Source organism: Arthrobacter sp. SDR-2R, from assembly GCF_057747955.1.
Window position 1 is genome coordinate 4,296,816 of sequence record NZ_CM173231.1, and the last position, 13,691, is coordinate 4,310,506.

Consider the following 13,691-nt stretch of genomic DNA (forward strand, 5'->3'; position numbering starts at 1 on the left):
ATGACTGAACTCCCCCTGATCGGCGAAGCCGTCGCAGTCGCGGCGGAGCCGCGCCTCGCCGGCGCCCGCATCGGCGTCGTTACCTTCCCCGGCACCCTTGATGACCGCGACGCCGCCCGCGCCGTGCGCCTTGCGGGCGGCACCGCCGTCGAACTTTGGCATGGCGACAGCCAGCTCGGCGATGTGGATGCCGTGGTCATCCCCGGCGGCTTCTCTTACGGCGACTACCTGCGTGCCGGCGCCATTGCCCGCTTTGCGCCGTTGATGTCCAAGATCATCGACGCCGCCAACTCCGATGCCAAGCTGCCGGTCCTCGGCATCTGCAACGGCTTCCAGATCCTCACCGAGTCGCACCTGCTGCCCGGATCGATGATCAAGAACGACCACCTGAAGTTCCTCTGCCGCGACCAGGTGCTGCGTGTCGAGAACAGCAACACTGCGTGGACCCTGGACTACCAGGCGGGCCAGGAGATCACCATCCCGCTGAAGAACCAGGATGGCCAGTACATCGCGGACGAGAAGACCCTGGACGCCCTTGAGGCTGAGGGCCGCGTTGTCTTCCGCTATGTGGGCTTCAACCCGAACGGCTCCCGCCGCGACATCGCCGGCATCTCCAATGCCGCCGGCAACGTGGTGGGCCTCATGCCGCACCCCGAACACGCCGTGGAGCCGGGCTTCGGGCCCGAATCGCTGGACGGCATCGGCGGTTCCGACACCGACGGCCTGGGCTTCTTCACCTCCGTCCTGAACAAGATTGTGGGAGGCGACAAGTGACCACGGAAACCACCAAGAAGTTCAACATCGACACCGTCGAGCACGCCGCGAAGACTCCGGACACGGAACTGCCCTGGGCCGAACTCGGCCTTAAGCAGAACGAGTTCGACGAGATCGTCAAGGTCCTGGGCCGCCGCCCCACCGGCGCGGAACTGGCCATGTACTCCGTCATGTGGAGCGAGCACTGCTCCTACAAGTCCTCCAAGAACCACCTGCGCCAGTTCGGCCAGAAGGTCACCGAGGAAATGAAGAAGGACATGCTGGTGGGCATCGGCGAAAACGCCGGCGTGACCAACCTGGGGGACGGCTGGGCCGTGACCTTCAAGATTGAATCGCACAACTCGCCGTCGTTTGTTGAGCCCTACCAGGGTGCCGCGACCGGCATCGGCGGCATTGTCCGCGACATCATCTCCATGGGCGCCCGCCCGGTTGCCGTCATGGACCCGCTGCGTTTCGGCGCCATCGACCACCCGGACACCGCCCGCGTCATGCACGGTGCCGTTGCGGGCATCGGCGGTTACGGCAACTCCCTGGGCCTGCCGAACATCGGCGGCGAGATGGTGTTCGACTCCGTGTACCAGGGCAACCCGCTGGTCAACGCCCTGGCAGTGGGCGTCATGCGGCACGAGGACATCCGCCTGGCCAACGCCTCCGGCAAGGGCAACAAGGTGGTCCTGTTCGGTGCGCGCACCGGCGGCGACGGCATCGGCGGCGCCTCCGTGCTGGCCTCCGAGTCGTTCGACGACACCAAGCCCTCCAAGCGCCCCGCCGTCCAGGTGGGCGACCCCTTCGCCGAGAAGGTCCTCATCGAGTGCTGCCTGGAGCTCTTCAAGGGCTCCCTGGTGGAAGGCATCCAGGACCTTGGCGCCGCCGGCATCTCCTGCGCCACGTCGGAACTTGCTTCCAACGGCGACGGCGGCATGCAGGTTGAGCTGACTTCCGTCCTGCTGCGCGACCCCACGCTGACCCCGGGCGAGATCCTGATGTCCGAGTCCCAGGAACGCATGATGGCCGTTGTCACCCCGGAGAACGTGGAAGCGTTCGAGGCCGTGATGGACAAATGGGCCGTGGAGTACTCCTGGCTGGGCGAGGTGACCGATACCGGCCGCCTGATCATCACCTGGGAAGGCGAGGTGATTGTCGACGTCGATCCCCGCACCGTGGCGCACGACGGCCCGGTCTACGACCGCCCGTTCGCCCGCCCCGAGTGGCAGGATGCCGTGCAGGCGGACACCTTCACCGGTTCCGTGCAGGACGCCGGCCGCCCGGCCGCCCCCGCTGAGCTGGCCAAGGCCGTCACCGAACTGGTGGCGTCGCCGAACATGTGCTCCAAGTCCTGGATCACCAACCAGTACGACCGCTACGTGGGCGGCAACACCTCCATGGCGTTCCCCGACGACGCCGGCGTGGTGCGCGTGGACGAGGAAACCGGCCTGGGCGTTGCCCTGGCCACCGACGCCAACGGCCGCTACACCTACCTGGACCCGTACCACGGCGCGCAGCTGGCACTGGCCGAGGCCTACCGCAACGTAGCCACCGCAGGCGCCGTCCCCATGGCCGTCAGCGACTGCCTGAACTTCGGCTCCCCCGAGGACCCGGATGTGATGTGGCAGCTTGCCGAGGCCATCCGCGGCCTGTCCGACGCCTGCATGGTGCTGGGCATCCCTGTCACCGGCGGCAACGTCTCGCTCTACAACCAGACCGGCACCACGCCCATCCACCCCTCCCCGGTGGTGGCAGTCCTGGGCAAGCTCGACGACGTTGCGCGCCGCACGCCGTCGGGCTGGCGTGAGGATGGCCAGGCGATCTACCTGCTGGGCACCACGGGCGCCGAGCTGGACGGTTCCGAATGGGCCAACATGCGCGGGCACCTGGGCGGACAGCCGCCGAAGGTGGACCTCGAGGCCGAGCGCGCGCTGGGCGAGATCCTGATCAACGCGTCCCGCGACGGCATGATCGACTCCGCCCACGACCTCTCCGAAGGCGGCCTCGCGGCTGCCCTGGTGGAGTCCTCGCTGCGCTACGGCGTGGGTGCCCGGATCGCGCTGCAGGACGTCATGGACCGGGACGGCGTGGACCTGTTCACGGCCCTGTTCTCCGAGTCCCAGGGCCGTGCCGTTGTGGGCGTCCCCCGCTCCGAGGAAGTCCGCTTCACGGACATGTGCACCGCCCGCGGCTTCACCCACACCCGCATCGGCGTGGTGGACGCGGCCAGCGGCAAGCTGGAGATCAACGGCGTGGAGGGCCTGTCCCTGGACGCGCTCCGCGAAGCCCACGAAGGGACCCTGCCGAAGTACTTCGGCTAGGCCCCACAGAACGCGGACGGACACTCAAGCCCATAGAGAGGGCTTTGGGTGTCCGTCCGCATTTAAGGACCGGTTCAGTCCTCGCTGTGCAGCTCCCGCTGCCGTGCACTGAGCAGCTCGAACTCCGGCCGGGCTGCCACAAAACGTTCGACGGCGGCCAGCACCTCCACGAGATGGGCCCGGTCAGCTGCCACCAGGCCAACGCCGACCTGCGAGCGCCGGTACTGGGCATGGTCCCCGACTTCGGCGACTGACAGTTCGAAGCGGCGTTTGAGCTCGGCAAGGAGCGGCCTGACGACGGAGCGCTTTTCCTTCAGGCTCTGCACGTCCCCAAGGAGGATGTCGAACTCGATCCAGCCGATCCACATGGCCGCCCCTGTCTTTACTCGATGGTGAGCTCACCCATCAGGTCCCAGCCTTCGCCGTCCAGCTGGCGGCTGATGATCCTGGGTGTTTCGGCGAGTGCCTGGGGCATGTCGGCCATGGCCTTCTTGAAGTGCCCGCTGTTGACATGGTCTTCCGCGGCGTCGTCCTTGAACGCTTCCACCAGGACGAACTCGTTGGGATCGTCCACACTTCGGGACCAGTCGAACCACAGGTTGCCCGGCTCCTCCCGGGTAGCCCGGGTGAAGTCTGCCACCAGATCGAGCCAGCGCCCGGACCAATCGGGCTTGACCTTGAACTTGACGACGATAAAGATCACTGGGATGTTCCTTCCGCGGCGAGGGTGCGTGCCCCTTCAATGTACCGGGAAGTAACGTAGCGCTGTGCCGCGCGGGTGACCAGGCCACCGGCGGCGTAGAACCAGTTGGCAGGCCTGCTGAAAGCACGGATCCGCAGCCACACCTCTCCGTGGCTGTTGATCTCCACCTCGAAGGATTCCTCGCCACGGGCGGGGTGGCCGGGCAGCGTCCCGTAACCAAACCCGGCGGATTGGGGAACACCGTCCGGTGCCGGCTCCCGCGCCCACACCACCTGGCAGGGCGCGGGCAGGCGGAAGGGCCCGACGCCGAAACCGCTCACCACGTGTGCCCCGGGCACAGCCCTTGGCGCGTCTGCCCGCACCGTGAGGCCAGCCCTCCGCTGCAGTTCCCAGCCCAGGATGCCGTCCGCCACGCGCCGGTAGACGCCAAGGCCGGTACCCAGGCGGGCTTCCTCAAGGACGCGGTCGTACCCCACTGGCGCGACGCCGTGCTCCGTGCCGCCAATTCCCGGATAGCCGAGTCTTCCCGCGTCAATCATCGCCGCCTGCCCTTTCGAGGCGTGCCCACCCCAGTTGCTCCTGCTGCTTCCGGCTCAAGCCTGACACCACAAGGTCGTAGGAGTCCTCCACCATGTCCCGGATCATCCCGTCCGGCAGCGACCCGTCGATGCGCACACCATTCCAGTGGGTCTTGTTCATGTGCCACGCCCCGGTGATTGCCGGGTGTACCGCGCGCAGCTGCACGGCCAGGGCCGGCTCGCACTTCAAGTTCACGTAGAAATCGCGTTCGTCCATGGACGACAGGGCAAACAGTTTAGCCTCGTGCCGCGCTCCCCCGGCAGTCCCGGCACGGACCTTGAAGACCGAAGTCTCCGGTCCGAACGGAAAATCCTCATAGGCTCCGGGAAACGAAAGGCAGATCTTCCGCAGCGCACTTGGGTCCATAACGGAAGCCTATAAAGCAGACCTGCGCGGTGCTAGTCTGCGAACATGTCACGCGACCAGGGAGCCATACCTGTTCTGGACCTGCGTGCCGCCCGGCGGGCCGACGGCACATTCAGCCCGGAGTTCATCGACCAGCTGCGGCACGCCACCCACGACATCGGGTTCTTCCAGGTCACCGGTTATGGTGGCCGCCCGGGACAGGCCGAAGAGCTCCTGGACACTATTCAGCGCTTCTTCGACCTGCCCCTTGAGGAGCGGATGAAGCTGGACAACCGCCTCTCCCCCCACTTCCGTGGCTACACGCGCATGGGCACCGAGGTGACCCAGGGCCGGGCCGACGCTCGGGAGCAGATCGACTATTCACCGGAGCGCGAGCCGGTGCGGGACTACCCGGACAGCCAGCCTTACTGGCTGCTGCAGGGTCCCAATCTCTGGCCCGATGAAACATTCCCCGAGCTGAAGCCTGCTGCCATGGAGTGGGCGGAGCTGATGTCCGGCGTGGGCATGGAACTGTTGAGGGCAATCGCCGTTTCGCTCCAGCTGCCGGAGGACTACTTCGACGGGCCCTTCCGGGATTCACCGGCATGGATGGGCAAGCTGGTCCACTACGTGGGCGGCGTGGTGGAAGCGGCCGGGGACCAGGGCGTTGGCTCGCACGCGGACTACGGCTTCGTAACCCTCCTGCTGCAGGACAACGTGGGCGGCCTGGAAGTGCTGCCGCCCGGAACCACCCAGTGGCTGCCTGTGGAGCCCCTGCCGGGGGCACTGGTGGTGAACCTTGGCGAGATGCTCGAAGTAGCCACGGCGGGATACCTGGCGGCGACCATCCACCGCGTCCAGGCACCGCCACCGGGCGTCGACCGGTACTCGGTGCCGTTCTTCTGGTCGCCGCGGCTCGACGCGGTCATCGAGCCCGTCCCCCTGGCACCCGAGCTAAAGGCGGCTGCCCGGGGTATCACGGACGATCCGGACAACCCGCTCCTGGCATCGTTCGGCCTCAACATGCTCAAGGGCCGGATGCGGGCACACCCGGACGTGACCGAACGGCACTATCCGGAGTTGATGAAGCGCTAAAGGTTGTACTTCCAGGCAAGCTGCGCCGGACACAGATTCATCACCACGTCCAGCCCCGCCGCCTTGGCACGTTCCGCCGCTGCCTCGTCGATGACCCCGAGCTGCAGCCACACGGCTTTCGCCCCGGCGGCAATGGCCTGGTCCACCACGCTGCCCACCTTCTGCGAGTTCACAAAGCAGTCCACGACGTCGATGGGCTGCTTATCCGCCGGGATGTCGCCGAGGGTGCGATAGCCGGGTTCGCCGTGGACAGTTTCGCCGTTCAGGTTGACGGGGATGATCTCCATGCCGAGCCGGTCGCGGATCATCAGCGAGACGTCGTAGGCGGAGCGCCACTCATTGGTGGTGAGTCCGACGATGGCCCACCGGCCCTTGGTTCGCAGAAGGCGTTCGATGACTGCGGGATCGTTCGTGTGGCCCATGGGATCAGCCTACGCTGCCCGTCCTGTCATGCTTCAGCTACTTCAGCGGGGTGGCGGCCTTGGGGCCTGTGCCCTGCGACTCTGAACCCTCTGCGCCCTGTGTCCCTGGTTCCTGCGTCCCTGGGTTTTGTGGCTGGCCTTGGCCCGGCACCCGGCCGGTGGTGGCAGCGGAACCGGCCGCCTTCTGCGCCGTCCCGGCCGGGTCCACGCCGCCTGCCACAGTAGCCGGTGCCGGCGCCCCGGCCTTGCCCGGTCCGGCCGCAGCCGGATCCGCCGGGGTTCCCGCCGGCACAGCCCGTCCGCTGCCATCCATGCCGCCGACGGCTCCACCCACTGCAGCAGCCCCGGGTTCGGCCGCGCAGTTCCCTGGACCTGTGCCGGCGTCGTGCTTGACGGGGCCGGCACACGCCGGCGTGCGGGTGCCGCCGAACAGGCCGGCAGGATCGCGCAGGAAACGGGACGCACGGTGTGACGCGTCCGCAGCCCCAGCCGGTGCGGCAGTTGCGCCGGACTGGGTGACTTCCCCTTCCGCGCCCACGTCTGGCCCGCCGTCGGTGGAGGAGGCAGCCGACGCGGCGTCGGTCGTATGGTTCCACGGCATCCATTCCGTCAGCACGTGCTCAATGGGGCTGCCTCCGGGAGCGGTGGAGCTGGCGGCTACTCCGCCAACGCCCAGCCCCATTCCCGCCGCGAGGACCAGGCCCAGCGCGGTGGGGCGGTGCCGACGGCGGCGGCGCGCCAGTTCATCGCCCGGCGGGTCGTCAACCCATTGCTCACCATCCGGCTGCTCAACCCGCTGCTCACCCTCGAGTTTCCCGGAAGTGGCGTCTTCTGCCGGACCTCCCGCTGCCAGCATCGCGGCAAGCTCGCCGGTGGGCGCGGGTACGGGCAGTGAGGCCAGGGCGCCCAGTGCGACCAGGGTGTCACGGAGTTCCGCATCCTGGGCTGCACCGGCGTCCTGGAGCATGTCGTCGACGAGGGCGATGAGATAATCCGAAGCGGACGTCATGGCGTGAAATACTCCTTCACTGCCGCAAGTTCCCGAAGTTTCAGCAGCGCGCGCCGCTGGAGCTGTTTCACGGCACCGGCGCTCTTATCGATGGTTTCCGCGGTCTGTTCCACTGTCAGGCCACCCACCAGGCGAAGCGACAGCACGTCCCGCTGGTCCTGCGGCAGCCCGTCCAGCAGCCCGAGGACTTCCCGGGGTGAGATGCGCTCCAGCGCCAGCTTTTCCGCTGAGCTGTCCTGGCGCTGGTCAAGCTCTGGCTCGAACGGCAGTTTGAGCGGGCTTCGGCTTTGGCGGCGGTGGTCGTCCACCATCCGCGCATGGGCAACGGAGAAAATGAAGGTACGCAGCCCCGCATCCCCTCCGCGGACACTGTCGAGCCTGGGCAGGACGGAAAGAAACACTTCCTGCATGGCGGCCTCCGGATCCTCGACTCCCCGGGCGGTGAGATAGCCCAGCACCTGCGACGCGTACGTCTTGTAGACGAGGCTGAAGGCAGCGGTCCCGGGAGTTGGCTGGTCCGGAGCCTCGTCTGTCTGTGCATCGGTCACTGACGTAGTGCTTTCCGTCAAAGAGGGAGTTGGCAAGGTGAACGCTCAGTACATCCGGAACGCTGCCCCTACTTTACCCTTCAGTAACAACCGCTGCCGGAAGCGCCACGGCGCCGGGTAAGCGGGCCGTGGCGGGCTCCCGGCACCTGAAGCCGGCTGGGCGGAAAACAAAAGAGCCGGTCTGGAACGTGATGGGGGACAGGTTCCAGACCGGCACTTCATAGGGGTAATCGCTACGCACCCCCAAAGGGTTACGCGATTTCAAAAACTTTTTTGGCAGCCGTTCCGCGGCTGTCAGCGGGCAGCTGCCCTGGTCCACCGGGGCGGCGTCGCCTGCCTGCGCGATGCCTTGGCCAGCGCGAAAAAGTGCAGCCTGGCGGGCAGGCGCTCGTCGCTACAGACAGGTACGACGGCGGAGGGCAGCTCCGCGGGAACGGCGGCGGCTGCCGCTACGGGCACGGTTGCGGGACGGGATACGGCCCCGGCGGGACAGAGGTCGGTGACCAGGCCGGTGCCGGCGCACTCACGCACGGCAGCGATCCCTGCCGCCAGGGCCTGCTTGTCCTGGTACGGCCCGGAGACAGCCACCACTGCGCCATCCGGGGCCAGGAGCCGGAACCGGAACAACGAATCAGCGTCAATGAATGCTTCAAATTTTCCGGCCATGACGATCCTTCCTTGGGCACCAGGGGGTACTACCGAGTCTTGCCGGTACGCGTGCAGCCTCACAAGACCGTGCGCGTTAAGCCTGTGTAAATTGCTTTTCCACCCGGGGCCGAACGTCCCGGGACGCACAAGCGGCAGGCCACCCGCAAAGGTGGCCTGCCGCCGTCGTCATGCTGCCCTGGGGAGTGTCAGTCGTTGATGAGGTCGTTCACCACGATGGTCTGGTCCCGGTCCGGGCCCACGCCGATGGCGGAGAACCGGGTTCCGGAGAGCTTCTCAAGGGCCAGCACGTAATTCCGGGCGTTCTCCGGCAGGTCCGCCAGGGTGCGTGCCCCGGTGATGTCCTCGGTCCAGCCGTCGAAGTACTCGAAGATGGGCTTGGCGTGGTGGAACTCGGTCTGCGTCATGGGCATTTCATCGTGCCGGACGCCGTCCACGTCGTAGGCCACGCACACGGGAATCTGTTCGATGCCGGTGAGCACGTCCAGCTTGGTGACGAAGTAGTCCGTGAAGCCGTTGACGCGGGAGGCATGCCGGGCCAGGACGGCGTCGTACCAGCCGCAGCGGCGCGGGCGTCCGGTGTTGACGCCGAATTCGCCGCCGGTCTTCTGCAGGTACATGCCCATCTCGTCGAAGAGTTCCGTGGGGAACGGGCCGGCGCCAACGCGGGTGGTGTAGGCCTTGATGATGCCGATGGAGCGCGAGATGCGGGTGGGCCCGATGCCGGAGCCAACCGACGCGCCGCCGGCGGTGGGGTTGGAGGAGGTCACGAACGGGTAGGTGCCGTGGTCCACGTCCAGGAACGTAGCCTGGCCGCCTTCCATCAGGACCACCTTGCCCTCGTCCAGCGCGGTGTTCAGGACCAGGGTGCTGTCGATGACCAGCGGACGGAGCCGCTCGGCGAAGGACAGGAAGTAGTCCACGATCTCGTCCACGACAACGCTGCGGCGGTTGTAGACCTTGACCAGGAGTTCGTTCTTCTGGCGCAGCGAGCCTTCCACCTTCTGGCGGAGGATGGATTCGTCAAAGACGTCCTGGACGCGGATGCCCAGCCGGGCCACCTTGTCCATGTAGGCGGGGCCGATGCCGCGGCCGGTGGTGCCGATGGCGCGGCTGCCCAGGAAGCGTTCGGTCACTTTGTCCAGGACCTGGTGGTACGGGGCCACCAGGTGGGCGTTGGCGGAAACCCGCAGCTTCGAGGTGTCCGCACCGCGGGCCTGGAGCCCATCGATTTCCTGGAAGAGGGCTTCGAGGTTCACCACGCAGCCGTTGCCGATGATGGGAACAGCGTTGGGGCTGAGAATGCCTGCCGGCAGCAGCTTGAGTTCGTACTTTTCACCGCCTACGACGACGGTGTGCCCGGCATTGTTGCCGCCATTGGGCTTGACGACGTAGTCAACACGGCCGCCCAAAAGGTCGGTGGCCTTGCCTTTTCCTTCGTCGCCCCACTGGGCTCCTACGATCACAATTGCTGGCATGGGATCCTCCCCCATTCGTTCGGGCTGCCCGGGTCCAGCCACCTGGTGGCGGGCCCATGCAGCGCCGTTCATGAGAATGCCCCGAACATACCGGCCTTCGCACAGCCGCAGCACGGCACGGCGAAGCAAGAGTTCCGGGGCTCTTACCACCCAAGTTTAGCCGATGGGGCACTTTGTCCACTGTTGTGGCCCGCCGCGGCCCTTTCGCAAATATGGGCCGCGGCGGGCGCCGGGCCTCCTACTCGTCCTCGGCCTCCCCCGCGGGCCGGGACGTCTGCTCGGCGAGCGTGTCCCAGAAGGAGGTGTCGGCGTCGGCAATGGATCCATCCGCGATGGCCGCGGCGGTGGACGCCAGCGTGGTGACCGTCTGCTTGATCAGGTAGCCATTGCTCCGCTGCCCCAGCGCGTAACCATCCAGGTAGTGGTCGGACATGCCGCGCATCTCGAAAAGCAGGGTGGCAATGCCGTATTCCACGGAGATGCCGTTGCGGCTGATGGTCTCGGCGCTGCCGCCCTGGTACCTGCCCAGGTGGCCCCAGCCGGTGGAGTCAACGTTGTTGAAGACAACGGCGCCGAGCCGCTTTGATTTCTCGACGACGGAGGGGTCGGCGTTCGGGGTGGTGGGGTACAGGATGGAGCCGGAAACCAGCTTGCCGTCGCGCTCGGCGCGGGTGCCCTGGTGGTGCAGGTCGATCATGTAGTCAATGCGGTACTTGCGCATCACGTTGTTGTGCAGCGCCTGGGTCTCCGGCTGGACCTTGGCCACATGGTCCCGGTTCAGGTCCACGCCCTCCGCGTTGTAGCGGGTGAGGTGGCGGTCCCCTTTGGCAAGGTAGTCGTCCAGGGAGAAGTTGACATCCCCCATGGCACCGTCCGCGTTGAGCATGGGCACGATGAGGATGTTCACGCCGTCCAGGATGCCTGCCGACTTGCCCGTGCCCAGGTGCTTGACGAACTCGAGGGCACCCTCGGTGGTGAGCTGTTCATTGCCGTGCTGCTGGGTCAAATACAGGATGGTGGGCTTGGCCGGGTCCGATATGTACTTGACCAGGTGGATGTCGCGGCCTTTGACGGTCTGGCCGATGACCTCCAGCTCCATGGCGGGCTGGCGCGCATCCTGGTCCTTCAGGAACGAGACCATCTGGTCGTAGGTGGCCAGCTTCGACGTGGTGATCTGGCCGTTGCCGTCGTAGGAAGGCCCTTCGCCTACGGCGCCGGCCAGGGGCGCCGGACCTGCTGCGACGACAGCGAGCGACAGGGCGCCTGCGGCGGCGAGGGCCTTGAAAGAAGACAGGGATATTTTCACGTGCGGTACCTCTTTCGAGTGCATTGAGTGGGTCCAGCCGCCATGTCCCCCATCGCGGACTGTGACAAAATCCAAGCAATAATGCGAAATTCTGTCAATTAATTTGACAGTCGTATTTAATATCGGAAGCACTTCAAAACAATGCCAGTAACGATTGATATGCCGAAAAAGTTCCCGCGCGGACAGCAAAATCACGAAGGCCGGTAATTTACCGGCCCAGCGGAAGAAGTGCCAAGCGAAAGACTCAGTGGTTCCGGATCATTAATCACGCCAATCCTTACAGCCGACACTTTGTATTCCCCTGCTTTGGCTGATACGTCAGCGGGTTTTACCCCGGCCCAGGGTTTGTCAGGTTGGACGTTTACGTGGACGGAGACGAGGGAGCTGATCGACGACAGCAGGTTGCCGACGGCTGTTCCCGCATCAACGACCAGCGCATCGATGCCCGCCCCCACCTGCGGCACCAGGCCTGCTGTGAAGATCGTCGCTCGAAGGGCGTCCTGAATCACGCCATTGGCACCGTTGGTCAGAGTGCTGAGGATGATGTTCAGAAGGGTTCCGCCGATTCCGAGCCCCAGCAGCTTGGAGGTGACGAGGGGTGGAGGGGCCGTACCGGCCAGGAAGTCATTCAGCTTCAACGGGCCGGTAGCAACGACAATCTCGGCCACCGGCACGCCCAGGGTGCCCACCACAGTCACAACAGAGCGGGACTCGATTGTGGCCTCACGTATGGCCGCAGTCAAGGCATCCGCAACTCGAATCTCCCACTGGTTCAGGAGCTGGGTGACTTTGGCAGTGGCCTTCCCCGTCACGGTGCTGTCCAGGACCGTGTGGTTTGCCACTTGACGGTTAAGTCCCAGCGTCCCATCGGTGAGCGCTGCAATGTCTATCCGGACGGTACCGGCCGCGAGGTCGACAGCGACCGTATTCTCATTGTCGACCAGCGTCTCTTCCATGAGGGCGCGCACTGCGCCAAGGCTGGGAGCTGACAAAGTGGCCGTTGTGGAGGCCGAACTGTCCAGCAGTCCCAGAACAGGATCAAGCAAGGAGTTCAGGCCGCTGGAGATTGCGGTGGTCAAGGCACCGGGGGCAACCAAAGCCGTCAACTGGTTCGGCACATCGTCGAGCTGGGATTCTCCGCTCCTGCTGAGAGCCCCAATCGCAGGGACGCTGGTCCTTAGGTTGAGGCTGGCGATACCGTACTCCCGCGCAACGGCGGGAGTTGCAGCCAGCGTAGGCCAGCCGTTGATCAGGTCGCACGCTTGGACCGATGCGGAGGACGCCACGGCCCCGACGTCGAGGGTGACGCCGGCAAGCGACCCGGGCACGACGTTGCCCAGCGAGATCGTGGCAGCCTGCGGCGCAGTGTTGGCTCCGGTGGCCGTCCCGCCCACGTCCACAGCCCCGGACTGGTCAGTGACGAGCCCGGCGGCAGCGCGGGTTTGTCCGCTGTCCTGCGCCTGCGCCCACTGCGTATAGGTGCCCAGGCCACCAACCGGGAGCCCCAGCCCCAGGCCCGCCGTCACCGGATTAGCGCCAAGGGCCGTGACAGGCAGCTTGCTGATGAAGGCGTCCGGAACGCCTGTCACCGGAGTAGCCGTGAGAGGCAGCGGTGACACCGCACCGTCGACGTTGGTGACTGTGAGACCCTCAACTCCGGCTACGGAATTCAGGTCTGTGCCCAGCACGCTCCCCGTGAGCTGGGTGGCCGATGCCTCGCCGCTGAAGAGCGTGTTGGTGGCGCAGTCCCCCGGAGAGCCGACGCCTACGCTGCCGGCGGCCCATTCGTTGTCCACCCACGCCGCCGTGGTGACCGTAGTGGTTGCCGCCAGGCATACCGCAGCCGCCGCTGCTATCGCCAGGGAGGTGCGCGGGTTCCTGGCCGCGCGGTGGAGGAGGTTCCTGCGCGGAGATGTCATGATGTTCTCCCGGTCCGGGCCCTGGTTCGGCGGCCGGCAGCTACGGCCGCCGCGCCCAGCAGCAGGAGGCCGCAGCCCGCGAGCAGTCCCTGGAGCACCGCCGTCCCTGTGTTCGCCAGCGGTGCTGGCGGCCGCTGCCCCGGCGGGGTCACGGCGTCGTCAATGCCTGCAGCGGTGACCCCAATGCCCAAGGTCAGCGACGTGTCCGGTGGATCCTGCGAACCCGCGGGCCGGTAAAGGATGAAGCGGAGGTAAGGTGAGGGGCCGCCGCGCAGATCCCGCAAGGGAACCAGCACGTCCTGACGGTGTTCGGCCAGCGTCACCGGCGCTATGCGCGGCGTGGAACCGATGGGACAGCGCAAATCCCCGCCCAGGCCGCTGCTTCCCTGCCAGGCGACGTCGCATTCGTCCACGGAAACCAGGTAGGTCCCTGTGCCGGCAAGCCCACCGTCCGCAGTCACCTGCAGCGTCGACTCACCGCTGGGTTGGTCCACCGAAATGCCAATCTGCCAACTGAAGGACTCCCCTGCTTGAAGCGCAG

15 protein-coding genes are annotated in these 13,691 nt (G+C 66.3%); 3 read left to right on the plus strand and 12 right to left on the minus strand.

All coding sequences use genetic code 11. The annotated features are described in order from the left end of the window. Both purQ and purL read left to right on the plus strand, forming a co-directional pair. On the plus strand, positions 1-774 hold the full coding sequence (gene purQ, locus AC3ANU_RS19765) for a phosphoribosylformylglycinamidine synthase subunit PurQ (protein WP_018771848.1): 774 nt from the start codon (positions 1-3) through the stop codon (positions 772-774). Further along, entirely contained in the window at positions 771-3,080 is a 2,310-nt protein-coding gene (purL, locus tag AC3ANU_RS19770) for a phosphoribosylformylglycinamidine synthase subunit PurL (protein WP_488315127.1), read from the plus strand. Before purQ ends, purL begins: the two co-directional genes overlap by 4 nt. Before the next feature lie 74 nt (positions 3,081-3,154). Here purL and AC3ANU_RS19775 read toward each other — a convergent pair whose 3' ends face one another. The 4 genes from AC3ANU_RS19775 to AC3ANU_RS19790 are packed head-to-tail and all read right to left on the minus strand — an operon-like array spanning position 3,155 to position 4,728. Further along, the gene (locus AC3ANU_RS19775; protein WP_488315128.1) at positions 3,155-3,448 is read right to left on the minus strand and encodes a DUF503 domain-containing protein; all 294 of its coding nucleotides are present in this window, start codon (positions 3,446-3,448) and stop codon (positions 3,155-3,157) included. 14 nt (positions 3,449-3,462) lie between these two features. Further along, positions 3,463-3,783 (minus strand): putative quinol monooxygenase, encoded by a 321-nt coding sequence (locus AC3ANU_RS19780; RefSeq protein WP_488315129.1) that lies wholly within the window; start codon positions 3,781-3,783, stop codon positions 3,463-3,465. After that, on the minus strand, positions 3,780-4,322 hold the full coding sequence (locus tag AC3ANU_RS19785) for a DUF1990 domain-containing protein (RefSeq protein WP_224084262.1): 543 nt from the start codon (positions 4,320-4,322) through the stop codon (positions 3,780-3,782). The genes AC3ANU_RS19780 and AC3ANU_RS19785 overlap by 4 nt, the downstream gene beginning before the upstream one ends. After that, positions 4,315-4,728, minus strand: coding sequence for an MmcQ/YjbR family DNA-binding protein (locus AC3ANU_RS19790; protein WP_142069078.1), 414 nt, complete (start codon positions 4,726-4,728; stop codon positions 4,315-4,317). The genes AC3ANU_RS19785 and AC3ANU_RS19790 overlap by 8 nt, the downstream gene beginning before the upstream one ends. 45 nt (positions 4,729-4,773) lie before the next feature. On the opposite strand from AC3ANU_RS19790, the gene AC3ANU_RS19795 reads away from it, so the two are divergent. Beyond that, on the plus strand, positions 4,774-5,802 hold the full coding sequence (locus AC3ANU_RS19795) for an isopenicillin N synthase family dioxygenase (protein WP_018771842.1): 1,029 nt from the start codon (positions 4,774-4,776) through the stop codon (positions 5,800-5,802). Here AC3ANU_RS19795 and AC3ANU_RS19800 read toward each other — a convergent pair. The 8 genes from AC3ANU_RS19800 to AC3ANU_RS19835 form a co-directional block, all read right to left on the minus strand. Then, positions 5,799-6,224, minus strand: a complete 426-nt coding sequence (locus tag AC3ANU_RS19800; RefSeq protein WP_488315130.1) for a CoA-binding protein — start codon at positions 6,222-6,224, stop codon at positions 5,799-5,801. The genes AC3ANU_RS19795 and AC3ANU_RS19800 overlap by 4 nt on opposite strands. 37 nt (positions 6,225-6,261) lie before the next feature. Further along, positions 6,262-7,233, minus strand: a complete 972-nt coding sequence (locus AC3ANU_RS19805; protein WP_488315131.1) for a hypothetical protein — start codon at positions 7,231-7,233, stop codon at positions 6,262-6,264. Next, positions 7,230-7,781 (minus strand): RNA polymerase sigma factor, encoded by a 552-nt coding sequence (locus AC3ANU_RS19810; RefSeq protein WP_056392220.1) that lies wholly within the window; start codon positions 7,779-7,781, stop codon positions 7,230-7,232. The genes AC3ANU_RS19805 and AC3ANU_RS19810 overlap by 4 nt, the downstream gene beginning before the upstream one ends. A gap of 294 nt (positions 7,782-8,075) precedes the next feature. Further along, entirely contained in the window at positions 8,076-8,447 is a 372-nt protein-coding gene (locus AC3ANU_RS19815) for a YegP family protein (RefSeq protein ID WP_018771838.1), read from the minus strand. 188 nt (positions 8,448-8,635) lie between these two features. After that, positions 8,636-9,925, minus strand: coding sequence for an adenylosuccinate synthase (locus AC3ANU_RS19820; protein WP_026266160.1), 1,290 nt, complete (start codon positions 9,923-9,925; stop codon positions 8,636-8,638). Positions 9,926-10,163: 238 nt separating this feature from the next. Continuing rightward, positions 10,164-11,255, minus strand: a complete 1,092-nt coding sequence (locus AC3ANU_RS19825) for a M14 family zinc carboxypeptidase (protein WP_488315132.1) — start codon at positions 11,253-11,255, stop codon at positions 10,164-10,166. A 167-nt stretch (positions 11,256-11,422) separates the two neighbouring features. Next, on the minus strand, positions 11,423-13,150 hold the full coding sequence (locus tag AC3ANU_RS19830; protein WP_134165177.1) for a choice-of-anchor G family protein: 1,728 nt from the start codon (positions 13,148-13,150) through the stop codon (positions 11,423-11,425). Then, entirely contained in the window at positions 13,147-13,644 is a 498-nt protein-coding gene (locus tag AC3ANU_RS19835) for a hypothetical protein (protein ID WP_223993681.1), read from the minus strand. The genes AC3ANU_RS19830 and AC3ANU_RS19835 overlap by 4 nt, the downstream gene beginning before the upstream one ends. Positions 13,645-13,691: the final 47 nt, after the last annotated feature.

What these genes read in the sequence shown, in the direction of transcription:
- AC3ANU_RS19805 (WP_488315131.1), bottom strand. Translation starts at nt 7,233, where the DNA reads ATGACGTCCGCTTCGGATTATCTCATCGCCCTCGTCGACGACATGCTC.
- AC3ANU_RS19800 (WP_488315130.1), bottom strand. Translation starts at nt 6,224, where the DNA reads ATGGGCCACACGAACGATCCCGCAGTCATCGAACGCCTTCTGCGAACC.
- AC3ANU_RS19795 (WP_018771842.1), top strand. Translation starts at nt 4,774, where the DNA reads ATGTCACGCGACCAGGGAGCCATACCTGTTCTGGACCTGCGTGCCGCC.
- AC3ANU_RS19815 (WP_018771838.1), bottom strand. Translation starts at nt 8,447, where the DNA reads ATGGCCGGAAAATTTGAAGCATTCATTGACGCTGATTCGTTGTTCCGG.
- AC3ANU_RS19775 (WP_488315128.1), bottom strand. Translation starts at nt 3,448, where the DNA reads ATGTGGATCGGCTGGATCGAGTTCGACATCCTCCTTGGGGACGTGCAG.
- purQ (WP_018771848.1), top strand. Translation starts at nt 1, where the DNA reads ATGACTGAACTCCCCCTGATCGGCGAAGCCGTCGCAGTCGCGGCGGAG.
- AC3ANU_RS19825 (WP_488315132.1), bottom strand. Translation starts at nt 11,255, where the DNA reads ATGCACTCGAAAGAGGTACCGCACGTGAAAATATCCCTGTCTTCTTTC.
- AC3ANU_RS19820 (WP_026266160.1), bottom strand. Translation starts at nt 9,925, where the DNA reads ATGCCAGCAATTGTGATCGTAGGAGCCCAGTGGGGCGACGAAGGAAAA.
- AC3ANU_RS19790 (WP_142069078.1), bottom strand. Translation starts at nt 4,728, where the DNA reads ATGGACCCAAGTGCGCTGCGGAAGATCTGCCTTTCGTTTCCCGGAGCC.
- AC3ANU_RS19785 (WP_224084262.1), bottom strand. Translation starts at nt 4,322, where the DNA reads ATGATTGACGCGGGAAGACTCGGCTATCCGGGAATTGGCGGCACGGAG.
- AC3ANU_RS19830 (WP_134165177.1), bottom strand. Translation starts at nt 13,150, where the DNA reads ATGACATCTCCGCGCAGGAACCTCCTCCACCGCGCGGCCAGGAACCCG.